Consider the following 23391-nt stretch of genomic DNA (forward strand, 5'->3'; position numbering starts at 1 on the left):
ATCACCTCCTCACAGTTCGGCCGCAAGCTTGTCGAGCAGCTTGCGATGTGCCTTCTCGTCGATGGAGGCTTCCAGGACACGCTCGGCGCCAGTGACCGCGAGGGTCGAGACCTGGGCGCGAAGCTCTTCCTTGGCGCGATTGATTTCCTGCTCGATCTCGGCACGGGCGCTGGCGACCAGGCGCTCGCCTTCGGCGCGGGCCTGCTCGCGGGCTTCCTCGACCATCTGGGAAGAGCGCTTGTGGGCCTGCTCGAGAATCTGGGAGGCCTGCTCCTTGGTCTCGCGAAGGGTCTGAGCGGCCTGTTCCTGAGCGAGCTCGAGGTCACGAGAGGCACGGCTTGCCGCGTCGAGGCCATCGGCGATCTTCTTCTGGCGCTCATGGAGCGCGGAACTGATCGGCGGCCACACGTACTTTATGCAGAACCAGACAAAGATCGCGAAGGCGATCGTCTGCCCGATCAGCGTCATGTTGATATTCACAGGACTGTACCTCTGACAGGTTCGTGGCGACCGGTAACAAGCAAACCGAGCGCTGAGCGCTCGGTGCTGTCGTTAACCGGCGACGACGAAGATCAGGTACATCGCGATACCAACGCCGATCATGGGCACGGCGTCGAGGAGACCTGCCATGATGAAGGTACGGGTCTGCAGCTGGTCACCCAGCTCCGGCTGGCGAGCGGTGGACTCGAGCAGCTTGCCGCCCAGCAGGGCGAAGCCGAGGCCGGTAGCCAGGGCGCTGACGCTGATGATGATGGCAGCAGCAATGTAGACGATTTCCATGGTAGTACTCCTGGTAGGTTGAGTTGCAAGGGTTAGTGGATGGTTGAGTTACAAGCGTTGCTCGGGTCTCAGTGATGCTCGTGCGCGGCGCTCAGATACACGATGGACAGCGTCGTGAAGATGAAGGCCTGCAGAGTCACCACCAGGATGTGGAAGATCGCCCACGGCACATCCAGCAGCCAGATGGCCCAGAAGGGCAGCAGCGCGATCAGGATGAAGATCACCTCGCCGGCGAACATGTTGCCGAAGAGACGCAGACCGAGACTGATCGGCTTGACGATGAGGCCGACCACCTCGAGGATCAGGTTGAACGGGATCAGCGACCAGTGGTTGAAGGGGGTCAGCGAGAGCTCCTTGGCGAAACCGCCCACGCCCTTGACCTTGCAGCTGTAGTAGACGATCAGCAGGAAGACACCGAAGGCCATGCCCAGGGTGGCATTGACGTCGGTGGTCGGCACTATCTTCATGTACTCGAAGCCCAGCTTGCCGAACATCTCGGGGAAGTAGTCCACCGGGATGATCTTGAGGCTGTTCATCAGCAGGATCCACATGAACAGCGTCAGCGCCAGGGGCGCGATGCTGGCGTTCTTGCCGTGGAAGGTGGAGCGGGTCAGGTTCTCGATGAACTCGATGACCATCTCGACGCCGTTCTGCAGCCCGCCGGGGACCCCGGTGGTGGCCATCTTGCCGGCCTTGCGGAACAGCCACAGGAACAGCACGCCCATGGCGATGGACCAGCCCATGGTATCCAGGTGGATCGCCCAGAAACCCATCTCCACCGCCTCGGCAGAGGTGCTGGCCAGGGACCAGCCGTTCTGCGGATGGTAGCCGAAGGTCAGGTTCTGGAGGTGGTGCTGTATGTAATAGATGGCCGATATTTCGTTATCTGCTGCCATACTGCTTCCTCAGGTTCAGGGGGTCGACCGCTCGCGCGCCAGCCAGGGTGTCAGCCAGTGCATGAGTTGGGCCGCCACATATGCGACAAAGAATAAAGCCGGGTTTGAGGGGGGCGCTGCGACGAACACCACCACGAACAGTGCCACCGTCAAACCGAACTTGCCCATTGCCGCCTGGTAGAGATTGAGCACGTTGACGCGTACTCGCTTGCCTCCCCGGCTACGCAGCCCTCGCCAGACGAAGTAGAGCGACGGCACCAGGCTGACCAGACCACCCAGCAGGGCCGATGCCGCTCCTCCCGGGCCCGCCTGCCAGAGCCCCAGCAGGGCTATCAGCAGGGTTGCCAGCCCCTGGGCCATGAACAGCCGCGTGAAATCCAGCTGTCGGCGTCCTGCAGCGGTTGAGGCTCTGCGCATCGTGTCGACATCCTGACGCTCCGCGGAGCGAGTCATCCTTGCCGCTGCTGCCACGCCCGACATTGAGGCAAACACCGGCGGATTATAGGGAAGGGCTATCGGGGCTTCAACAGAGCGGCTATGGAATTTCCCGCTATCTCGCCTCGCTTGCGACCAAAGATGCAGGAATTGTCGACATCCTGGCGGTCGGCCCGGGATTCTAGCGAATATGCTCGAGAATGCCGTCCAGCTCGTCGAGGCTCGCGTAGCGAATGGTGAGCCGCCCCTTTCCGCCACGGCCGTGCTGGATCTTTACCGGGGCGCCCAGCAGCTCACCCAGACGCGTCTCCAGGCGGGCCACGTCGGGACTCTCCGCGGGCTTCTCGGCCCGCTTTGGCTCGCCGGCGACGAGTCGCTTCACCAGCGCCTCGGTATCGCGCACGGTGAGGTCCTTGTTGACCACCTCATGGGCCGCCTTGCGCTGCTTGGCGCCGGAGAGCCCCAGCAGGGCCCGGGCATGGCCCATGTCGAGGTCACCGCGCTCCAGCAGGGTCTGCACCTCGGGGTCGAGCGCCAGCAGGCGCAGCAGGTTGGCGACCTGGGCCCGGGACTTGCCCACGGCGTCGGCGACCTGCTGCTGGGTCAGCTCGAACTCCTCCAGCAGCCGCTTCAGCGCCAGCGCCTCTTCCACCGGGTTGAGGTTCTCGCGCTGGATGTTCTCGATCAGGGCCAGGGCCAGGGCGACCTCGTCGCTCACCTCGCGGATCACCGCGGGGATGGTATCCAGTTCGGCGAGCTGGGCGGCGCGCCAGCGCCGCTCACCGGCGATGATCTCGTAGCGCTCCTCGCCCACGGGGCGCACCACGATGGGCTGCATCACCCCCTGGGCACGAATCGAGTCCGCCAGCTCCTCCAGCGCTTCGGGCTGGATATCCCGACGCGGCTGGTACTTGCCCCGGGTCAGCTGACCCAGCGGCAGGCGCTCGAGGCGCTCCTCCGCCTCCGGCGCGGTCGCGGGCGGGGCCGCCATCTCGCCCCCCGCCTCAGGCAGGTCGAGGCTCTCGCGGCGGCGGGCGCCGGCCCCGATCAGGGCATCCAATCCACGTCCCAGGGCGCGTTTACGCGTCATCGACTCTCCCTCATTGCAGGCATTACCGAACAGGGGTTACAGCGACAGGCGCCGAATCAGTTCCTTGGCCAATACCCGATGGGCCTGGCTGCCCCGCGAGAAGCGGGCGTACTTGGTCACCGGCAGGCCGTGGCTGGGCGCCTCGGCGACCCGCACGTTGCGCGGAATGGTGGCCTTGAGCAGGGTGTCGCCGAAGTAGTCGCGCAGCTGCTTGGTGACGTCCCGGGTCAAGCTGTTGCGGGCATCGAACATGGTGCGCAGGATCCCGTAGACCTCGAGCCCGGGGTTCACGCTGTCCTTGATCTGCTCCACGGTATCCAGCAGCGCCGAGAGCCCCTCCAGGGCATAGAACTCGCACTGCAGCGGGATCAGCACGCCGTCCGCGGCGGTCAGGCCGTTGACGGTGAGCATGTTGAGCGACGGCGGACAGTCGATCAGCACCACGTCGTACTCCCCGGCCACATCGGTCAGGGCCTTCTCCAGGCAGCGCTCCCGGCCGGCCTCGCGATCGAGCAGCGCCACCTCGGCAGCGGTCAGGTCGCCATTGCCGGGCAGCAGCGCATAGCCCGCCTCGGGGCAGTCCAGGATCACCTCGGTGGCGCCGCGGTCGCCGAGCAGCACATCCAGCACGCTGCCGTCGAGCTCATGCTTGTCCACGCCGCTGCCCATGGTGGCATGGCCCTGGGGGTCGAGGTCCACCAGCAGCACGCGGCGATCCAGGGCCGCCAGGCTGGCGGCGAGATTGACCGCGGTGGTGGTCTTGCCGACGCCACCCTTCTGGTTGGTCAAGGCGATGATCTTGGTCACGGGCAACTCCGTTGCGGGAAAACGCGGGTTGTCATGGGGCCGACCCGGCGGGCTGTCGCTCCAGCACCACCAGCAGGCGACTGCCGACCTCGAAGGGAACCTCCAGGGCGTGGTGGGCCACCGGCACCACCCCGTCCGGCACCCCGGCCAGCTCCTCCTCCACCGCCGGCCCCTTCATGGCCAGCCACTGCCCACCGGGTGCCACCAGCGGCAGGGTCAGGGAGACGAAATCGCCGAGACTGGCGAAGGCCCGGGAGATCACCTGATCGAAGCGTTCCTCAAAGGCCTCGACCCGCGCCTGCACCGGCGTCACGTTGGTCAGCCCCAGCTCCATGACCGCCTGGCGCTGGAAACGCACCTTCTTGCCGTTGCTGTCGAGCAGGCTGACGGCAAGCTCGGGCCTGAGAATCGCCAGTACCAGGCCGGGAAAGCCAGGTCCGGCGCCCACATCGAGCAGGGTCGGCCCCGTCACGAAGGGCAGCACGGCGGCGCTGTCGAGCAGGTGGCGAGAGACCATCTCCTCGGGAGAGCGTATCGCGGTGAGGTTATAGGCGCGGTTCCACTTGTGCAACAGGCCCACCAGCCCGAGCAGCTGGCGGCGCTGCTCGGCATCCACCGCGATCCCCAGGCGTTCGAGCCCCTGGTCGAGGCTCACCTCCACCGCCGTATCGGATACCGTCATGCGCTGGCCGCCCTGTGGTCGTCGAGCAGGCGGCGCTTCTTCAGATGGATCAGCAGGATAGAGACCGCTGCCGGGGTGACCCCGGAAATACGCGAGGCCTGGGCCAGGGTAGCCGGTTTCGCCTCGGCCAGCTTCTGGCGGATCTCATGGGAGAGCCCCTCGACCCGGGAGTAGTCGAGATCCTCCGGCAGCGGCGTCGCCTCGTGGCGCTTGAGCCGGTCGATCTCTTCCTGCTGGCGGTCGATATAGCCCTGGTACTTGGCCTGGATCTGCACCTGCTCCGCCACGGACTCGTCCGTCACCGACTCGCCGTCGATGCCGGGCAGATCGGCCAGGTCCCGATAGCCGAGCTCCGGGCGCTTGAGCAGGTCCATCAGGCTGTACTCCCGGGAGAGCGGCTTGCCGGTCTTCGTCTCGACCGCCATCGCCGCCGTGGTGCCGGGCTGCACCCAGCAGGCACGGAGCCTAGCGCTCTCGCGCTCGATGGCCTCGCGCTTCTCGCCGAAGGCGGCCCAGCGGGTATCGTTCACCAGCCCCAGCTCGCGGCCCGCTTCGGTGAGGCGCAGATCGGCGTTGTCCTCGCGCAGCAGCAGCCGATATTCGGCCCGGGAGGTGAACATCCGGTAGGGCTCCCGGGTGCCCAGGGTGATCAGGTCATCCACCAGCACGCCCAGGTAGGCCTCGTCGCGGCGCGGCCACCACGCCTCCAGCCCCTTGGCTCGGCGGGCGGCATTGAGCCCGGCCAGCAGGCCCTGGGCCCCGGCCTCCTCGTAGCCGGTGGTGCCGTTGATCTGCCCCGCGAAGAAGAGGTTGTGGATAAATTTCGTCTCCAGGGAGTGCTTCAGGTCCCTGGGATCGAAGAAGTCGTACTCGATGGCGTAGCCGGGCCGGGTGATATGGGCGTTCTCCAGCCCCTTGATGGAGCGCACTACCTCGAGCTGCACGTCGAAGGGCAGCGAGGTGGAGATGCCGTTGGGGTAGAGCTCATGGGTGTCCAGCCCTTCCGGCTCGATAAAGACCTGGTGGCTCGACTTGTCCGCGAAGCGGTGCACCTTGTCCTCGATGGAGGGGCAGTAGCGCGGCCCGATCCCTTCGATCACGCCGGAGTACATCGGCGAGCGGTCGAGGTTGGCGTGAATGATCTCGTGGGTGCGCTCGTTGGTATGGGCGATATGGCAACTCACCTGGCGAGGATGCTGCTCGCGCTTTCCCATGAACGACATCACCGGCGTCGGGGTATCGCCTGGCTGCTCCTCGAGCTGCGAAAAGTCGAGGCTTCTCGCATCCAGCCTCGGGGGCGTGCCTGTCTTGAGGCGATCGACCCTGAACGGCAGGGCGCGCAGGCGCTCGGCGAGACGATTGGCGGGCGGGTCACCCGCGCGGCCGCCGCGGCTCTGCTCGAGGCCGATATGGATCACGCCGCCGAGGAAGGTGCCGGTACACAGAACCACCGTCTCGCTCAGAAAGCGAATGCCGGTTTCGGTCGTCACGCCGCGGACCGAGTCCTGCTCCACGATCAGGTCGCCGGCAGCCTGCTGGAAGAGGGTCAGGTTGGGCTGATTCTCCAGCATGCCGCGGATGGCGGCCTTGTAGCGAACGCGGTCGGCCTGGGCACGGGTTGCTCTCACTGCCGGACCCTTGCGGGCATTGAGCGTGCGGAACTGGATACCGCCCAGATCGGTAGCAACGCCCATGGCACCGCCCAGGGCATCGATCTCCTTGACCAGATGGCTCTTGCCGATCCCGCCAATGGCGGGATTGCAGGACATCTGGCCCAGGGTCTCGATGTTGTGGGTCAAAAGCAGGGTCTGACAGCCCATGCGAGCGGAGGCCAGGGCGGCTTCGGTTCCCGCATGGCCACCGCCGATGACGATGACGTCAAAGCGGTCGGGATAATCCAAGGTGCACCTCGTTGGCGCCGTGGCGCCGTCTTGCAGACAGGGGATGGAATCAGCCCGGCAGTATAACGCCCCTGTGGGTAATCGTCAGGGTTTTCCACACCCCGAGCGAGCGGCGAAGCATCACTCTTCCCCTCTTAAATAGAAATAAAGAAGTATAAAGAGAAGTTCTGTTATGGTTGTAACTACTGGTGTGGATAAAAATCGTGGAAAACCAAACTTAACCATTTAAAATCAATTACTTATTGTGTTGAAGAAAAAGGGGATAAAGGGCAGGCAGGCTGCGTATACCCTGAAGCGAGGCTGTGGACAGAATGGCGACTTGCCCACAGCGTGACTTTCCAACGGGTTGTCCACCGGCGGCTACCGCCCTTGTGCCCGCGCCTGTGAACAACCGGGCACCTTATCCACGAGCCCTGCGGTGACGGGGCCGGCAGCGGGAATTGGCGCTTCACGAAAATTTTCTATCCACAGGCGAAAAAAAGCCCCTATCGGCGTCGACAGGGGCTTTTTTCGCTTGGGGGGCGAGCGTTTCGGACACAAGGGATCAGTGCTTGAGCACCCTGGCCAGAAAGCTGCGGGTACGCTCGTCGGCGGGCCGGTCGAAGATCTTCTCCGGTGGCGCCTGCTCCGCGATCTCCCCCTTGTGGATGTAGATCACCCGGTCGGCGACCTCCCGGGCGAAGCCCATTTCGTGGGTGACGATGATCATCGTCATGCCCTCCCGGGCCAGCTCGCGCATGGCATCGAGAACCTCGCCGATCATCTCTGGGTCGAGTGCCGAGGTGGGCTCATCGAAGAGCATCAGGCGCGGCTCCATGGCCAGGGCGCGGGCCAGGGCCACGCGCTGCTGCTGGCCGCCGGAGAGCTGGCTGGGATACTTCCTGGCCTGGTCGCTGATGCCGACCCGCTCCAGCAGGCGTTCGGCGGTCTCCACGGCGTCTGCGCGGCTCCAGCCGCGCACCTTCATCGGAGCGAGGATGACGTTTTCCAGCACGCTGATATGGGGAAAGAGATTGAACTGCTGGAAGACCATGCCGACCTCGGTGCGGATGCGCTGCAGGGCGCGACCGCTCTTGCCGTCGGGCAGCAGCTCGTTGCCGTCCACCTCGATATGGCCCGACTGAAACTCTTCCAGGCCGTTGATGCAGCGAATCAGCGTCGACTTGCCGGAGCCGCTCGCCCCGATGATCACGACGACTTCGCCGGGGGTGACCGCAAGGTCGATCTCCTTGAGCACGTGCAGGCTGCCGAAGTGCTTGTTGACCTTCTCCATGCGCACGATGGGAGCGGTTGCGTTGGTGTTCTGTGTCATGAATGGGCTCCCTTTATTGACCGACCAGGCCGCGCTTTTCGAGCTGGCGAAGCAGCAGCGACAGGCTCCAGGTGATGGCCAGATACATCAGGGCCACCATGAAGTAGACCTCCAGGGCGGTGAAGGTGGTGGCGATATAGATCTGCCCCTGGCGAACCAGCTCGCCGACGCCGATCACCGAGAACAGCGAGGTGTCCTTGATGCTGATGATGCCCTGGTTGCCCAGGGGCGGAATCATGCGCCGGAAGGCCTGGGGCCAGATCACGTAGCGGAAGGCCTGGGTGCGGGAGAGGCCCAGCGACAGCGCCGCCTCACGCTGGCCGCGCTCGATGGACTGCACGCCGCCGCGTACTACCTCGGAGATGTAGGCGCCGGAGTTGACCGCGATGGCGGCGATGCCGGCGGTGAGGGCGTTGATGGGACCGCCGAGCAGCTGGGGCAGGCCGTAGAAGATGAAGAGCACCTGAACCAGGATGGGGGTGCCGCGGAATACCTCGATATAGAGGATGGCCGGCAGGCGCAGCAGGCGCGACGGGCTGATGCGCATCAGTCCGAAGACGATGCCGATGACAAAGCCGATGGCCAGCCCGCCGAAGGAGATCAGCAGGGTCCAGGGAATGCCCGGCAGCAGGTGGGGTATCGAGCGGAATGCCGCCGCCCAGTCGAATTGAAAGGTCACGTCCACGGGCGTTTCTCCGGGATGGCTGGGAACGAGGCGGGGCCGGGAGGTGCTACCGCCCGGCCCCGCTGGTCAGCTCGCCGCTGGCAGGCGGCGAGGAGTCAGGTCAAGGGCGCTTCACTCCTCGGAGGGCGCCTCGCCGAACCACTTCTCGTAGATCTCGGCATAGGTGCCATCCTCGTGCATCTCGGCCAGGGCCTCGTTGACCGGCTCGACCCTCTGGCTTCCCTTGTGGAAGACGATGCCGTACTGCTGGCCCTCGTAGAGCGGACCGACCACCTTGGTACGCCCTTCGCCGCGGGTCTGGGAGAAGTAGGCGACGTTGGGGGCATCGTAGAAGGCCGCATCCACGTTGCGGCCGAGCAGCGCCATGTACATGTCGCTGTTGCCCGGGTAGGGGGTGATGTCGGCGCGATCGCCGAGCTGCTCCTGGAGGAAGTCGTAGCTGGTGGAGCCGATGCGGGTGGCGATGGACATGCCCTCGAGATCCTCGAGGGTCTCGACGCTGTCGTTGTCGGCGCGCACGATGATCTGCAGGCCGGAGTCGTAGTAGGGGTCCGAGAAGTCGACGATCTGGGCGCGCTCCTCGGTGATGGTCACGCCGGCGATGGCGATCTCCTGACTGCCGGTCTGCACGGCGGGAATGATGCCGGCGAACTCCATGGTGGTCAGGTTGATCTCGAAGCCGGCGCGCTCGGCCACCTCGTTGATGATGTCCATGTCGAAGCCGATCATCTCGCCGGTCTCGGGATCCATCATCTCGAAGGGCACGAAGCTTGGGTCGGTGACCACGTTGACGCGGGGCGTATCGGCCAGCGCCGAACCGGCCGCGCCAAGGCCCAGCGCCAGGGCGGCAGCCAGTGCAGTTTGCTTCAGGAAGGGTGATGCACAAGCGGATCTTTTCATGAGATTCCCCGTTATTGAGTCTTTATCTGGTGGGTCTCGCCTCTTCAACCTTGGCGAGAATGCCCCAGAGCGTCAAGTCGGGGGATTTCACGGTTCTCGGCAGCCCGCGGGGCGTCCCTAGACCATGAAGGAGGCGCCGCAGCCGCAGGTGGTGGTGGCATTGGGGTTCTGGACCAGGAAGCGGGCGCCGGCCAGGCCCTCCTCGAAGTCCACGGTGGAACCCACCAGGTACTGGTAGGAGAGCGGGTCCACCACCAGGGCGACGTCGCCGAACTCGATGACGGTATCGTCTTCGGCGACCTCCTCGGCGAAGTCGAAGCCGTACTGGAAGCCGGAGCAGCCGCCACCGGTGACGTAGACGCGCAGCTTGAGCTGGCTGTTGCCCTCCTCCTCGACCAGCGACCGGAGCCTTGCCCGGGCACTGTCGGAGAGCAGCAGGGGGGTGGGAACAAAGGATTCGGCACCGCTCATGGAGAGCTCCCTCGAGGGAAATGGAGAAGTCGACCCGTCATTATCCCCAATCCCCAGCAAAAGGGTCAACTTTTGCCGGGGAGGCGCCCTGTCGAACTGGCCTCAGGGCATCAGCGCTGGAGCCTCGAGGCCGGCGTTCTCGGCGAAGCCGAACATCAGGTTGAGGTTCTGGATCGCCTGGCCGGAGGCGCCCTTGACCAGGTTATCGATCACCGCGAGCACCACCACGGTGTCGCCGTTGCCCGGGCGGTGCACGGCGATGCGGCAGAGATTCGCCCCCTTGACGCTGCGGGTCTCCGGGTGGCTGCCGGCGGGCATGACGTCGACGAAGGGCTCCTCGGCGAAGCGCTGCTCGAAGAGCGCCTGGAGGTCTCCCGGCTCGCCGACGAGACGCCCGTAGAGAGTGGCGTGGATGCCGCGGATCATCGGCGTCAGGTGGGGGACGAAGGTGAGCCCCACCGGCGCGCCGGCGGCATCGCCGAGGCCCTGGCGGATCTCCGGCAGGTGGCGGTGGCCGGCGGCGCCGTAGGCCTTCATGGACTCGCTGGCCTCGGCCATCAGCGAAGGCACCTTGGCGCCGCGACCTGCCCCGGTCACCCCGGACTTGCAGTCGGCGATGATATGCCCGGCATCGATCAGCCCCGCCTCCAGCAGCGGCAGCAGGCCGAGCTGCACGGCGGTGGGGTAGCAGCCGGGTACGGCGATCAGCCGCGCCTGGCGGATCCTGTCGCGGTTGACCTCGGGCAGGCCGTAGACCGCCTCCTCCAGCAGGGCCGGGGCGCCATGGGGCTGGCCGTACCACTCGGCCCACTCCTCGGCGTCGCGCAGGCGGAAGTCCGCGGAGAGGTCGATCACCCGGGTGCCGCGCTCGAGCAGATCAAAGGCCAGGGCGTGGGCCACGCCGTGGGGGGTGGCGAAGAAGACGGCGTCGCAGGCGCCCAGGCGTTCGGCATCGGGCTCGCTGAAGGCCAGGGTGTCGTAGTGGCCGCGCAGGTTGGGGTAGAGGTCACAGACGCGCACGCCCGCCTCGGAGCGGGAGGTGATGGCCTCCACCTCGACTTCGGGGTGCTGGGCCAGCAGCCTGAGCAGTTCGACGCCGGTATATCCGGTGCCGCCGACGATTCCGACCTTGATCACGTTGACCTCCTTCCGCTTGGCTCTGGGCTGGGCTCGGTTATGACGAATATGATACACAAGAAGGCGGGGGCCGACCCAGCCGGCTCCGTCACTGGTCGAACAGGAATTTCGCCGTGCCGCGTTTCTCACTGCCGGACCTCAGCCTGGAGGGCTTCCGCCAGCGCCTGGCCAGCGTCGATGCCCTGCCCCAGCTCTGCGTGCTGGGCGTGGTGTCGGGGCTGATCACCGGTGGCTTCATGGTCGGCTTCCGGCTGCTGATCGATCTTGGCGCCCTGGCCTTCATGCCCGGCGGCGACCCCGAGGCCTTCGAGGGGCTCTCGCCCCAGGTGCGCTCGGCCCTGCCGATCCTGGCGGTCATCATCGTCGGTATCTTCCTGTGGCGTCAGCCGGAGAAGGCCCGCAAGCTGGGCGTCGGCCATGTGATGGAGCGTCTGACCTACCACCAGGGACGCTTTCCCCTGCGCAATTGGCTCAATCAGTGGTGGGTCGGCGTGGTCACGGTGCTGGGCGGGCTCTCCGCCGGCCGCGAGGGCCCGGCGATCCACCTGGGGGCGGCCGCCTCCAGCGGCCTCGGCCAGCAGCTGCGCCTCCCCCACAACAGCCTGCGGGTGCTGGTGGCCTGCGGCACCGCCGCCGGCATCTCCGCCTCCTTCAACACGCCCATCGCCGGGGTCATCTTCGCCATGGAAGTGGTGATGATGGAGTACACCATCGCCGGCTTCATGCCGGTGATTCTGGCCTCCACCATGGGGGCGGTGGTGGCCCAGCTGGTCTACGGCTCTGAGCCGGCCTTCCAGGTGCCCACGGTGAGTCTGGGTTCCCTTTCCAACCTGCCCTGGCTGGTGGTATCGGCGCTGGTGATCGGCCTGCTGGCGGGACTCTTCATCCATCTGGCCCGCAGCGACTGGATTCGCCGGCTGCCGGTCGCGCTGCGGCTGGCGCTGGTGGCGGTGGCGACCGCCGGGGTGGCCTGGTGGTACCCGGAGGTGCAGGGGATCGGCTATGACAGCCTGGAAGCCTCGCTGACCGGCGACCTGGCGGTGGACGTGCTGCTGGCGCTGGTGGCGGCCAAGCTGCTGCTCACGGCGATCACCGTGGCCAGCGGCATTCCCATCGGCATCATCGGCCCGGTGCTGGTGATCGGGGCCGCGGCGGGGGCGCTGATGGGGCTGCTGGGCGGCTGGATCTGGCCCGGGCAGGGCGCCGAGCCGGGCGTCTACGCCATGCTCGGCATGGCGGCGATGATGGGGGCGGTGCTGCAGGCACCGCTGGCGGCGCTGATGGCCCTGCTGGAGCTGACCCATAACCCCAACATCATCCTCCCCGGCATGCTGGCGGTGGTGGTCTCCTGTCTCACCTCGCGCCAGCTCTGCCGCTGCGATGGCTTCTTTATCAGCGCGACCCGCCAGGGCCTGCACCCGCTGCAGCAGCCGCTGATGCAGGCGCTCTCCCGGGTGTCGGTGCCGGCGGTGATGGAGCGCAGCCTGGAGCGCACGCCGCGCATGGTGACCCGGGAGCGCGCTCGGGCCCTCCTGGCGCGCAACCCGATCTGGATCCTTATCGAGCGCTCCAGCGATGACAAGCCGGCACTGGCGCTCAAGGCGGCGGACCTGGCGCGCTGGCTGATGGAGGTCGAGTCGGCGCCGCCGTCGGATGAGGCCGGCGGCGAGGGCGAAGACGCGGAACTCATCGACCTGCTGGAGATCCCCGGCCTGCGCCTGGAACTGGCGCCCATTCACCTGCAGGCGACCCTCTCCGAGGCCTTCGAGCGGCTCAATGACCAGGCGGTGGATGCCCTCTACGTCGAGCATGGCAACCGCCCGAAACAGAAGCGGATTTCCGGTATCATCACGCGGGGCGCCATCGAGCGGTACTATCGCTTCAGCGAGTGACCCTTGCCGCGGCCCCGCCCCCTGTTCTCAGCCACTCTTCCTGCCAGGAGCGTTCATGTATCTCTGGATCAAGGCACTGCACCTGATTGCCATGGTGACCTGGTTCGCCGCCCTCTTCTATCTGCCGCGCCTCTACGTCTACCACGCCATGGCGCGGGATCGCGGCGAGCAGCAGGCCATCGATCACTTCCTGGTCATGGAGCGCAAGCTCTACCGGGGGATCATGACACCCTCGATGATCGCCGTGCTGCTCTTCGGTGGCTGGATGCTCTACCTGATGCCCTTCTGGCTGAGCCAGGGCTGGCTGCATGCCAAGCTGCTGCTGGTGGCGCTGCTGGTGGCCTACCATCATGTCTGCCTGATCTACCTCAAGCAGCTGCGCGACGGCCGCTGCACCAAGAGCCACGTCTTCTTCCGCTGGTTCAATGAGCTCCCGGTGATTGCCCTGCTGATCATCATCTTCCTCGCCGTGCTCAAGCCCTTCTGATGGCGATGGCCGACGAGGTGTCCCCGCATCTGCCGGCGGTGCTGGTCATGGCGGGTCACGACCCCACCGGCGGTGCCGGCCTGGTCGCCGATGCCGAGGCGATCGCCGCCTGCGGCGGCTGGGCGCTGACCATTCCCACCGCGCTGACGGTGCAGAGCTGTCGTGATGTCCAGCGGGTGGTGCCCTGCGATCCCGATACCATGCGGGCCGCCGCCGAGGCGCTGGACGAGTTCGAGATCGCCGCCATCAAGGTGGGGCTGGTGGCCGACCTGGCGACCCTGGATGCGGTAAGCGATATCGTGCGCCGTTTTCCCGGGGTGCCGCTGGTGGTGGATCCGGTGCTGAAGGCCGGCGGTGGGCGAGAGTTATCCACAGCCGAGCTGGTGGATGGTTTTCGGGAGCGGCTGCTACCCCTTGTGGATATCCTGACCCCCAACCGGACCGAGCTGGCGCGTCTCTCCAGCCTTCCCGGCGAGGATACCGAGCGGGCCGTGGAGCTGATGTCCCTGGGCTGCCAGGCGGTGCTGGTGACCGGGACCGACAGCCCGGCCGCGGGTACGCCGGCCGATCGCGTGGCCCACACCCTGCACACCCCGGATCAGAGCCGCCAGTGGAGCTGGCCACGCCTGGAAGGGCGCTTTCACGGCTCCGGCTGCACCCTGGCCTCCGCCCTGGCGGCGCGGCTGGCGGCCGGGGAGTCCCTGGTAGCGGCCTGCGAGCAGGCCCAGGCCTTTACCTGGCAGACCCTGGCCCACGGCTGGCGCCCCGGCGAGGCCCAGTCGCTGCCGCGTCGACTCTGGCGCCTGCCCATGACCCCGGTCACGTCGTCCGGGAAGCAAGAGGCTGCCGACTGAGCGGGAAGCTGGCCATCGCCACTCCCAGCACCGAGAATAGGGGCATCGGGGTGCCCATCAAATGGTTATCCAGAGAATTATCCACAGCTTGTAAGGACGGAAGACGCCATGACGACATCCGCTGAACTCTTCGAACGGGCCTGCCGCCATATTCCCGGCGGCGTCAACTCACCGGTACGCGCCTTCAAGGGCATGCAGCGTCCCCCGGTCTTCATGGAGCGCGCCCAGGGCGCCTACCTGTTCGACGTGGAGGGCAAGCGCTACGTCGACTATGTGGGGTCCTGGGGACCGATGATCACCGGCCACGCCGACCCGGAGGTGCTGAATGCCGTGCGCGAGCGCCTCGATAGCGGACTCTCCTTCGGCACGCCGACGGCCATCGAGACCACCATGGCCGACCTGATCTGCGAGATGATCCCTTCCATCGAGATGGTGCGCATGACCAGCTCCGGCACCGAGGCCACCATGTCGGCGATTCGACTGGCCCGAGGGGTGACCGGACGCGACAAGATCGTCAAGTTCGAGGGTAACTACCACGGCCACTCCGACTCGCTGCTGGTCAAGGCGGGCTCCGGTGCCCTGACCCACGGCGAGCCGAGCTCCCCCGGCGTGCCGGCCTCCCTGGCCGAGCACACCGTGACGCTCTCCTACAACGATATCGATGCCGTGGAGCAGTGCTTCGAGGAGATCGGTGACCAGATCGCTTGCATCATCGTCGAGCCGGTGGCCGGCAACATGAATTGCATCCCGCCCCAGCCGGGCTTCCTGGAGTGCCTGCGCCGGGTCTGCGATGCCAACGACAGCGTGCTGATCTTCGACGAGGTGATGACAGGCTTCCGGGTGGCCATGGGCGGTGCCCAGGCCCACTATGGCATCCGTCCGGATCTCACCTGCCTGGGCAAGATCGTCGGCGGCGGCATGCCGGTGGGCGCCTTCGGCGGCAGCGAGACGATCATGTCCAACATCTCGCCGCTGGGGCCGGTCTACCAGGCAGGGACGCTGTCCGGCAATCCGCTGGCCATGTCGGCGGGCATCGCCCTGCTGACCAAGCTGCGCCAGCCCGGCTTCCATGACGCCCTGGCCCAGCGGGTCGAGACCCTCTGCCATGGCCTGAAGGAGCGTGCCGATGCGGCCGGCGTCGAGATGATCACCCAGCATGCGGGCGGCATGTTCGGCCTCTTCTTCACCGGCCAGAGCCGCGTCGACAACTTCGCCCAGGCCACCGCCTGCGATGCCGACGCCTTCCGGCGCTTCTTCGCTGCCATGCTGGACGAAGGGGTCTACCTGGCTCCCTCCGCCTACGAGGCGGGCTTCATGTCCAGCGCCCATACGCCGGAGGATATCCAGCTCACCCTGGACGCCGCCGAAAAGGCCTTCGTGGTCATGCAGCGGGCCTGAGTCCCCTGCTTAGCCACCCACGCCACCCACCACCGGGAGACTCGCGATGACGCACCCTGCCGCTGTGCCTGACCGGGCCTGTGACACCAACGAGAGCCTGGAGTCACTGGTCGACTCCCTGGCGGCCTATCACGGGACGGCCCGAGCCGATGACGAGTCGGCCGTCGATCCCTGTGACACCCTGGAGCAGATGGTGCGTGAAGAGCTGGCGGCCATTGGCGAGGGAATACTCGACGAGGAGGAGCGCGGCCGGCTCGACCATCTCGGCGAGTGGCTGCGCCAGGATCTGGTGCGCCTCCAGCCGCTGCTCGACGACCGGCGGGCGCGTCAGCGGAAGAGCTGGGCTCTCGCTCATCCGGCGAGCCGCCTGTGCCACGAGGGGCGCACCCTGCTGGTCAACGCCATCGGGCGCGACCCGGCGGCGCCCGGCTTTGCGCTGCCGGCGGATCCGGCCAGCGATCTTGCCGCCCTGCTGGTAGGGCTCGAGGCAAGGGGGGAGTCGGCGCTGACGCGCCGGGCCCTAGATCGCTACCTGCGCCTGACCGGCGACTACTCCCAGGCGCGTCTGCTGTCGCTCTATGGCACCTGCCACGCCCTGAGCGGTGCCCGGCGAGCCCTGCAGCGGCGCCCGGCGCCCGGCCAGGATCCCGAGCATCCGGCGCGCCTGGCCGAGAGCATGGCCGAGTGTCGTCGTTTCCTGGCGCTGGCGGAGCGTATCGCCGAGTTCCGCTTCCCGCCGCTGGTGATTGCCGTGGGCGTCTCGGGCAGCGGCAAGAGCCGCTTCACCTCGGGGCTGGTGGCGCAACTGGGGGCGATCCGGGTCTGCTCGGATGCGGAGCGCCGCCGGCTGCATGGGCTGTCGCCAGAGTCGAACCATCCACAGGGGGTGGCGCCGGACCCTGCTGTGGATATCTTCAGTGAGTCTTCCACTGACCGCACCTATCAGCGCCTGGCCAGCTGCGCGGGTACCCTGCTGGATGCCGGCATCCCGGCCTGCGTCGATGCCACCTGCCTGAAGCGCTGGCAGCGCGACCTGCTGCGCCAGCAGGCCGAGGCGCGGGGGTTGCCCTGCCTGATGGTCAGCTTCGAAGCGGATGAGGCGACGCTTCGGCGCCGCATCGAGAAGCGTGCCGATCGCCAGGGCATCGAGGCCGAGAAGAGCCTGGCGGTACTCGACCGCCAGCAGGCCGAGCGGGAGGCCTTCGGCGACGAGGAGCGATTGCATCTGGTGCATCTGGACACCACGGCCGATAATGCAGCTGAGACGCTGGTGTCGCTGGTGCATGAGCATGTCAGGCTGACTCGCTGACGGCGCTCGGCAACGGCCCGCCGAAGTGATGGAGGTGCCAGATGCAAGGCTGGATGATGGTTGGGGCACTGGCCCTGCTGCTCGGTGCAGGGGCCTATACCGGTGGAGGATCACGGATGCAGGCGGCAGAGACAATGGCCGATGATATCAAGGTCATCATCGATGGTGATCCGGGGACCCGCTTCACTGCAACGCTGAACCTGCTTCGAGATGAAGGCGAGGTGGTTCACCGTTTGGAGGAAGAGGTACCGTATCGGCTGGGCCTATCGGGGCACGGTATCGACATCGCGGTACGTCAGACAAGCGCGCGGGGGGCGCTGTCCGTCGAGGTGCGCAAGGGGGGAAACGTCAGCCGTTCACGGACCCAGGGCCCTGGAAGCGAGATTCGCCTGAGGTTGCGCTAGCCAGCGACATTGGCACCGGTGCAGAGGTGGTCTGCGTTCCGGCTTGCCGCCAGTGGAGCCAGCGGTTGTAGATGGCCCAGGCATGAAACACTGCCAGCGTCACGCAGAAGCTCGTGGCGAGAAGTTTCAGCATCACCATGGAAGCATGGTCCGAGGTGATATTGGGTAACGAGGCCAGGAAAAGATAGAGCCTGGTCATGCATAGTGACCAGATCAGCAGCGTTGCCAGCGAAATCAGGGTGTCACGCAGCATATACCCGGCGCTCATGTTGCGCGGATTCTCGATCACGATATGTCCCAGCTTATTTTTCATGGAAGAGCTCTCCTCGGTCTGGGCTTTTCCAGGTGGCATTGCAGCCTTTCTGTCGCATTATGGCTCGTGGAAAGGCAATGATCACGGTGGCAAGGTTCAGTATCCAGTAAACAAAGGGGTACCAGATGCACCAGTAGGTGCAGCGAAATATCTCCCTGTCATAGCGGCTATCGATGGAGAAGCTGACGACAAACTGCAGGAAGCTTACAGCCACCAGAGTGCTGCCAAAATAATGAAGAAAACTATCTGAAAGGCTCCAGGCCCCATTCGAAAACAGGACGCCTAAAGCCCACCAGCCGAGCAGAAGAAGAACCGAATAGCACCAGATAACGCTCAGCAAGTAATCTCCCATCAGAATCCAGAAGCGGCGATTTTCCCACTTAAGTGATGCGGTGAAGTAGCGTAGAAAGACCTCCCCACCGCCTTGAGCCCACCTCAGCCGCTGCCGGAAAAGGCCCCTCACGGTCTCGGGCATCAGCACCCAGCAGAGTGCCCGCGGTTCGTAGCGCACCTGGCCGCCGGCCAGCTGCATCCGCCAGCTGATATCGATATCCTCGGTTACCATGTCGGTGTTCCAGCCTCCGATGGCTTCCAGTGCGCTTTTCCGGAAGGCGCAAACGACGCCGGATATCGTGAAAACCATGCCGTAGATGCGCTGGGCACGCTTGATCAGCCCAATGATGGAAGAAAACTCGCCTGTCTGTATCTTGCCGATGATCGTGGATCGCGTCCTGACCCTTGGGTTACCGGTCACTCCGCTGACCCTGGGGCTGCCGAGAAAATGCCCCACCATATAGCCGATGGCGTCATAGTCCAGGACGGCATCTCCATCAATGCCCACGATGATCTCACCGGAGGCGTACTTTAATCCGTTATTGAGAGCGCTGGCCTTACCCTGATTGGTTTGGTGAAGCACCTTGAGCTCTGGAAAGGAAAGCTGGAGTGCTTCGAGCTTTTCGGCCGTATTGTCGGTGCTTCCGTCATTGATAGCAATGACCTCCAGGCAGGGGTAGTTTTGCTTGAATAGGTGCCCTACCGTTTCGTCGATATTGCCACTTTCATTGAAGCATGGAAGAAGGATGGTAACCTTGGGAGCATCGCCCCCCCAGGAGTATGTGGCCGGCCAGGGCTGCTTTCTTTCCCAGTGAACATAGAAGTAGATACCGCCACATATCCAGATGGTGGCCATGGTGATGGGGTAGCCAAATGTGAAGATGGCGAGAAGGTCCGGAATACTCATCTCTTGACTCCAAAGCGACGACCTAGGGAGAAGTGAGGGCCAATTCTGGAGGTGTCAGGGTGATTGGAAAGAAAGTCGTCGGGGTAGTAGCCGATGTGCTGGATTCCTGCGTTGCGAACCCGGTCTATCCAGTCGATAAGTACGGCGTCCGGGATGGGAGACTGATCTCTCCAGTCGCGAGTCTGAAGCTCGAAAAGCAGCTGTTCGGCAGGCACTCGGGCGAGCGCCTTTATGGCCAGTTCATTCAGCCAGGCACCGGAATCATCCGCGCCCTCCATATAGGGCATCGCCATGACTGCGACATAGTCATAGGCACCGGAAAAGCTCTCCGGGCTCTGGGAAAGCCATCGCTTGCTGCTGGGATCCATCAAGGTAATGGCATAGAGGTTCCTTGACGTCGTAAATGTCATGTTGTCCGCCTGACGGTAGCGGTTGGCGGCTTCGGCAAGCGTCAGGGTAAAGTGAGTCAGGAATTCGGTCTTGTCGCTTGCCCAGCGCTCGAAAAGCTCAGGGTCGCGCCGAATGGAGAATATATCCGATGGCATCGACCACTGATTCTGGTACCAGTCCATTGCCGCCTTACCGGCATCTTCGTAGTCGGTCAGGAAAGCGTCATCATGGAATAGCAGGCCGTCAAACTTGGCATGCCTTCCCAGGTCTTCATAGATCTCCAGAATCACTTCACGGTTGCGAATGACATAGGGTGAGAGTCGCAGGTAGTGCTCCTCGGCGATGGCATTCGTTCTGGCATCAGTGACATAGACGTATTCGCCTCCCAGGTCGAAGGCAAGGACCGGCATCCAGGCATACACCTTGACGTTGGCACGCTTCTTCAGCTGCCAGGCCACGCGGTTGAAGAGGTCCGCTTTCACCGGAAGATGGCGGTTTTCAAAGTAGAGCGCTTCGGCAACGCCGGTACCGTTCTGGTCGGCGAAGGCCTGAAGGTAGACGGTGGTGATACCGAAGCGATAGATGCGATCGACAAGCGCATCCAGGTTGCGTTCCTGCTGTATCGGGTCGGGGTCGTAAACATAGTCAAGGTCGACATGTACCACTCGAAGGTCGTCGCGCTCCCAGGTACGGTTGCTCAGAATTTCCTTGAAGGTTTGCAGACTGGTTTCCTGGTCGACCAGGTAGCGTCCCATGGCGCGGCCGTTAACGCCCACGATGTTTGGCTGGCTTAGCAGGCTGAAGCCGTGTCGCATGCCGTAGTGGGCGGCAATTTCCAGCGTCGCTTCGCTGTAGGCACCATAGGGCCATATCATCAGTCTCGGACCCTCTCCCAGGCGCTCCTGCAGCTGGCGGCTGGCCTGCTCCATGTCTCGATGGAGCCTCTCAAGGTACTCCCCTTCAGACTCGTAGCGATCGCCTAGCCAGCGGCTGGTCACGGCGGCTGCCTGCTCGTTGCCCTGAGGGTTGCCGATGACGCCGTGATGCATGTCGTAGGTGTGCGAGGCGATCTCCACCAGGGGATCCGCATGCAGCTCCTTCATCTGCGGCCAGCTCAGGAACTGTTCTCTGGGAATAGTGGTATCACCATAGGGCACCTCGCTGCCTGCTTCGGCGTCCAGCCAGCTGCCCACCACGGCAGCAACGGCAGGAAAATCATACAGTTTCAGCAGAGGATAGACGATGTCATAGAAGCTGCGGTACCCATCATCGAACGTCAGCATGACGGCCCTGCCGGGAAGCGGGCGTATACCGGACTCGGCGTCCAGAATCTGCTGGAAGCTGATGGGCTGGTAACCATAGGCCTTGATCAGATTAAAGTGCTCGATCAACCTGTCACGAGTTATCGTCTGTGGGAAGTAATGGCGCTCTCCGGGCGAGCTTTCATCGACGATATCGTGATAGCTGATCACCACAAAATCACCCGGCTGCCTCTCCGCCGCTGCCGTGGATATCAGGCCAGCTCCCATGAGGATCAGCAGGATGTTAAGCAACAGGCGAGTCATGGAAACCTCCAGGTGACAGCTGCGGTCACGGCCGTGTCGTACTCCGCCTGACCATCGAAGCGTGAACGCTCTCGGCCTATCCCGTATTCCAGCATCAGGGTGGGTGAAAACTCCCAGCGGTGACGGTAACCAAGCTCCCAGGTTGTTCCGTCGCTGAACTCCTGCTGGTGGTAGCGTCCTGCCCCCAGCAGGGCCTGCTGAGAAAAGGTTTTCCTGTAGCCCAGCGGAAGATCATGACTCAGGCCCAGCCGGCCATTCAGGTGAAGGTCGCGACGAGGATTGAAGTAGCGGGTATCGATATCACTGTTTCTGGAGCCCGAAAGCGAGAGCGTCGACGCCAGCTGCCAGGCGTCGTGCCGGAGCAGCCTTTCATCCCAGTAGCCATAGGCGCTTCGCCTGAGGTTGCCGTCGTCGAAGTCCTCGATGCTCAGCCCGCCGCCCAGCGTGCGCCTTTCATCACGCCGATAGGTAAGCTCTCCGTGATAGCGGTTGCTGTCGATACCGTCATCAAGCGCGCGAAGGGGCGTCGACAGGCTGTTGAACTCGGCCCCTGCCGAGACGTTCAGCTGGTCGCTGGTGTCATGGTGCAGTCTGATGCCCAGAAAGGGAGCATCATGGAGGTGGTCCCCGTGTCCGATCGAAAGGTCGAGCAGCGAAGGGTGAAGATTCCATTCGTAGCCCACCAGGCTGACGCCGGCACGCAGGGAAGCGGTATCGAACTTTCCGTATCGATCCAGCCGCCTGGCGTAGAAGCGCGAGCCGTTGTCATCTCGAGGCGCCTTGAAAACAACATCATTGATCCACTCGCGAGAGGCCTCGGTGGTGGAGCCGGTGCCGCTGCTCCGTTCCGTTGTGATCGTGAGTTCTGCAGCACGCTGCTCTCGCCACTCCCTGGCCAGGGTGTCGCGGGTGACGTCGGGCTTGGTCTCGCGCAGTGCCTGGCGTATCTGAGGTACGGCAACACGCCAGTCGCCCTGCTGAAGTCTCGCAAGCAGCTCGCCGTGGTGAGCAAGCTTCTGCTGCTCCGGAGAGAGCAGACGGGCGGCGTGCTCGTAGTCTTCCCTGGCTTGTCTGGGCCAGCCGCGCCAACGGCTGATATCACCTCGCATCAGCCACAGGTAAGGATTGGCGGGCGCCTCGGCCAGATAGGCATCGACCCGTGCATGCGCATCATGTTCGCTGCCGCGCCAGGCCTGCAGCAGGGCTTCCATAATCAACACCTTCTGCAGATTGGGGTTGTCGATCTGCACGGTGCCGGTGAAGTCCCAGCGGTAGTCGGGTTCAAGCGCACGCCACTCCTCCAGCAGGCGCTGGGCATCGCGAAACTGCCTGGCATCGGTATAGCTGTAGAAAAGGCTTTCATAGAGAGGATCATCAAGGTCGGCGCCGCGCTCGGGCGCGTCGTCGAGGAGGTGCCGATAGATACCGATGGCCGACTCCGGCTTGCCCAGGCCTGCCAGCGCCTGGGCTCTGGCCCGCAGCACGTAGGCGGGCAGCCGGCCCTGCTCCGCGAGTATCCGCTGGCTGAGTGACTCCGCCTCCGCAAAGCGCCTGAGGTAGGAGAGGGCCACCACCTGGTCCTGTTTGGCCATCAGCTTCAGTTCAGGCGGCAAAGAGGGGGTACCAAGCACGCTGTCGAGTTGGTCGAGCCCCCGCTGAACGCTACGGTGATCCTCGATATGGATGCCCAGACGGATATGGGTAACGGCATCGTGATAGGTCAGCCAGGTTCGGTCACTGGCGGTAAAGCGCTCGGGGTGGCGTTCGAGAAGTCGCCTGGCCGCCTGACTGGCGCCAAGCTCCGTGGAGAGACGATAGAGCGCCTGGAATTCGGTCTCATTGTCGGGGTGCTGCTCGACGATGGCCTGGCGAATGAGCAGCTCCTCCATGATGTCGCCCCTTTTTGCTGCCAGATACCCCTGCGCCTCCAACCCGGCCCCGGTGATGCCGGCCAGGGCGCGATAGCGCTCCAGATAGGCTGTCGCCTGCGGATAGCGTTCCAGGTCGGTGCTGGCCAGTGTCATACCGAGCCAGGCATCCGCGCTGCCTGCGTCACGGCGTGTCAGCTCACCGAAGAAGGCGATAGCGCGATCGGGTTGATCAGCCGCACGCGCTGCACCGCCCAGGTTCAGCAGCTCGCTTTGCGAATAGCTCGACAGCGGGCACTTCGGGCAGACGGACAGGGCGTCCTCGGGGCGTCCCGCGCGAACCAGCAGCGCGATCCAGTCGTCTCGCACCCGTGGATCCCCGGTCCGCTCATGCAGTCGCCGCAGCCCCTGAAGCGCCTGCTCCATCTCACCGACTTCGGCCTGAGCCACCAGTGCCTCTCTTCGGGCGTCAACGGTCTGAGCCTGAGCGGGGAGGGCGACACATAGCCATCCCAGTAGAATGAGAAGTTGCCAGGGCGTCGGCAGCATGGGAGTTTCCCCGGTTTCCAGGGTGA

Annotated in this window: 23 protein-coding genes; 6 read left to right on the forward strand and 17 right to left on the reverse strand. The window is 64.7% G+C overall.

The window, feature by feature from the left end:
- Positions 1-9 precede the first annotated feature (9 nt).
- From NHL60_RS19200 to argC, 13 genes are all read right to left on the reverse strand, one after another.
- The gene (locus NHL60_RS19200) at positions 10-480 is read right to left on the reverse strand and encodes a F0F1 ATP synthase subunit B (RefSeq protein ID WP_253447193.1); all 471 of its coding nucleotides are present in this window, start codon (positions 478-480) and stop codon (positions 10-12) included.
- 72 nt (positions 481-552) lie between these two features.
- A complete protein-coding gene (gene atpE / locus NHL60_RS19205; protein ID WP_195861500.1) occupies positions 553-780 on the reverse strand; it encodes a F0F1 ATP synthase subunit C in 228 nt (75 codons plus the stop codon).
- A gap of 68 nt (positions 781-848) precedes the next feature.
- On the reverse strand, positions 849-1676 hold the full coding sequence (gene atpB, locus NHL60_RS19210) for a F0F1 ATP synthase subunit A (RefSeq protein ID WP_253447197.1): 828 nt from the start codon (positions 1674-1676) through the stop codon (positions 849-851).
- Positions 1677-1691: 15 nt separating this feature from the next.
- Positions 1692-2129 (reverse strand): ATP synthase subunit I, encoded by a 438-nt coding sequence (locus NHL60_RS19215; protein ID WP_253447200.1) that lies wholly within the window; start codon positions 2127-2129, stop codon positions 1692-1694.
- 163 nt (positions 2130-2292) lie between these two features.
- The gene (locus tag NHL60_RS19220; protein ID WP_253447203.1) at positions 2293-3201 is read right to left on the reverse strand and encodes a ParB/RepB/Spo0J family partition protein; all 909 of its coding nucleotides are present in this window, start codon (positions 3199-3201) and stop codon (positions 2293-2295) included.
- 36 nt (positions 3202-3237) lie between these two features.
- Positions 3238-4008, reverse strand: a complete 771-nt coding sequence (locus NHL60_RS19225) for a ParA family protein (RefSeq protein ID WP_253447206.1) — start codon at positions 4006-4008, stop codon at positions 3238-3240.
- 31 nt (positions 4009-4039) lie between these two features.
- Entirely contained in the window at positions 4040-4690 is a 651-nt protein-coding gene (gene rsmG, locus NHL60_RS19230; protein WP_253447209.1) for a 16S rRNA (guanine(527)-N(7))-methyltransferase RsmG, read from the reverse strand.
- Positions 4687-6591: a tRNA uridine-5-carboxymethylaminomethyl(34) synthesis enzyme MnmG gene (mnmG, locus tag NHL60_RS19235; RefSeq protein ID WP_253447212.1), complete on the reverse strand. Its 1905-nt coding sequence runs from the start codon at positions 6589-6591 to the stop codon at positions 4687-4689. The genes rsmG and mnmG overlap by 4 nt, the downstream gene beginning before the upstream one ends.
- A gap of 544 nt (positions 6592-7135) precedes the next feature.
- The gene (locus tag NHL60_RS19240; protein WP_301271080.1) at positions 7136-7903 is read right to left on the reverse strand and encodes an amino acid ABC transporter ATP-binding protein; all 768 of its coding nucleotides are present in this window, start codon (positions 7901-7903) and stop codon (positions 7136-7138) included.
- A 13-nt stretch (positions 7904-7916) separates the two neighbouring features.
- Positions 7917-8588: an amino acid ABC transporter permease gene (locus NHL60_RS19245; protein WP_253447215.1), complete on the reverse strand. Its 672-nt coding sequence runs from the start codon at positions 8586-8588 to the stop codon at positions 7917-7919.
- A gap of 111 nt (positions 8589-8699) precedes the next feature.
- The gene (locus tag NHL60_RS19250) at positions 8700-9488 is read right to left on the reverse strand and encodes a transporter substrate-binding domain-containing protein (protein WP_253447218.1); all 789 of its coding nucleotides are present in this window, start codon (positions 9486-9488) and stop codon (positions 8700-8702) included.
- Positions 9489-9605: 117 nt separating this feature from the next.
- Positions 9606-9959 (reverse strand): iron-sulfur cluster insertion protein ErpA, encoded by a 354-nt coding sequence (gene erpA / locus NHL60_RS19255; RefSeq protein WP_253447221.1) that lies wholly within the window; start codon positions 9957-9959, stop codon positions 9606-9608.
- Between the two features lie 102 nt (positions 9960-10061).
- Positions 10062-11096, reverse strand: coding sequence for an N-acetyl-gamma-glutamyl-phosphate reductase (argC, locus tag NHL60_RS19260; RefSeq protein WP_253447225.1), 1035 nt, complete (start codon positions 11094-11096; stop codon positions 10062-10064).
- 113 nt (positions 11097-11209) lie between these two features.
- Here argC and NHL60_RS19265 point away from each other — a divergent pair, with 113 nt between their 5' ends.
- The 6 genes from NHL60_RS19265 to NHL60_RS19290 all read left to right on the forward strand — a co-directional run bounded on the left by NHL60_RS19265 (position 11210) and on the right by NHL60_RS19290 (position 17440).
- On the forward strand, positions 11210-12988 hold the full coding sequence (locus NHL60_RS19265) for a chloride channel protein (protein WP_253447227.1): 1779 nt from the start codon (positions 11210-11212) through the stop codon (positions 12986-12988).
- Between the two features lie 55 nt (positions 12989-13043).
- A complete protein-coding gene (gene hemJ, locus NHL60_RS19270) occupies positions 13044-13475 on the forward strand; it encodes a protoporphyrinogen oxidase HemJ (RefSeq protein WP_253447231.1) in 432 nt (143 codons plus the stop codon).
- Positions 13475-14329, forward strand: coding sequence for a hydroxymethylpyrimidine/phosphomethylpyrimidine kinase (locus tag NHL60_RS19275; RefSeq protein ID WP_253447234.1), 855 nt, complete (start codon positions 13475-13477; stop codon positions 14327-14329). The genes hemJ and NHL60_RS19275 overlap by 1 nt, the downstream gene beginning before the upstream one ends.
- Positions 14330-14437: 108 nt before the next feature.
- Complete coding sequence (hemL, locus tag NHL60_RS19280) at positions 14438-15727, forward strand: glutamate-1-semialdehyde 2,1-aminomutase (RefSeq protein ID WP_253447237.1); 1290 nt, start codon at positions 14438-14440, stop codon at positions 15725-15727.
- A gap of 46 nt (positions 15728-15773) precedes the next feature.
- Positions 15774-17036 (forward strand): bifunctional aminoglycoside phosphotransferase/ATP-binding protein, encoded by a 1263-nt coding sequence (locus NHL60_RS19285; RefSeq protein WP_253447240.1) that lies wholly within the window; start codon positions 15774-15776, stop codon positions 17034-17036.
- 41 nt (positions 17037-17077) lie between these two features.
- Complete coding sequence (locus NHL60_RS19290; RefSeq protein WP_253447243.1) at positions 17078-17440, forward strand: hypothetical protein; 363 nt, start codon at positions 17078-17080, stop codon at positions 17438-17440.
- On the opposite strand, the gene NHL60_RS19295 is transcribed toward NHL60_RS19290, so the two are convergent.
- Genes NHL60_RS19295 through pgaA form a run of 4 tightly spaced genes read right to left on the reverse strand, consistent with a single transcriptional unit; the run spans position 17385 to position 23365 of the window.
- Complete coding sequence (locus tag NHL60_RS19295; protein WP_253447246.1) at positions 17385-17753, reverse strand: hypothetical protein; 369 nt, start codon at positions 17751-17753, stop codon at positions 17385-17387. The genes NHL60_RS19290 and NHL60_RS19295 overlap by 56 nt on opposite strands.
- On the reverse strand, positions 17743-18993 hold the full coding sequence (gene pgaC / locus NHL60_RS19300; protein ID WP_253447249.1) for a poly-beta-1,6-N-acetyl-D-glucosamine synthase: 1251 nt from the start codon (positions 18991-18993) through the stop codon (positions 17743-17745). The genes NHL60_RS19295 and pgaC overlap by 11 nt, the downstream gene beginning before the upstream one ends.
- Positions 18990-20948: a poly-beta-1,6-N-acetyl-D-glucosamine N-deacetylase PgaB gene (pgaB, locus tag NHL60_RS19305; RefSeq protein ID WP_253447252.1), complete on the reverse strand. Its 1959-nt coding sequence runs from the start codon at positions 20946-20948 to the stop codon at positions 18990-18992. The genes pgaC and pgaB overlap by 4 nt, the downstream gene beginning before the upstream one ends.
- Positions 20945-23365 (reverse strand): poly-beta-1,6 N-acetyl-D-glucosamine export porin PgaA, encoded by a 2421-nt coding sequence (gene pgaA / locus NHL60_RS19310; protein ID WP_253447255.1) that lies wholly within the window; start codon positions 23363-23365, stop codon positions 20945-20947. The genes pgaB and pgaA overlap by 4 nt, the downstream gene beginning before the upstream one ends.
- Between the last annotated feature and the right edge of the window lie 26 nt (positions 23366-23391).

Source organism: Halomonas sp. Y3, assembly GCF_024137965.1.
Lineage (GTDB): Bacteria > Pseudomonadota > Gammaproteobacteria > Pseudomonadales > Halomonadaceae > Halomonas > Halomonas mongoliensis.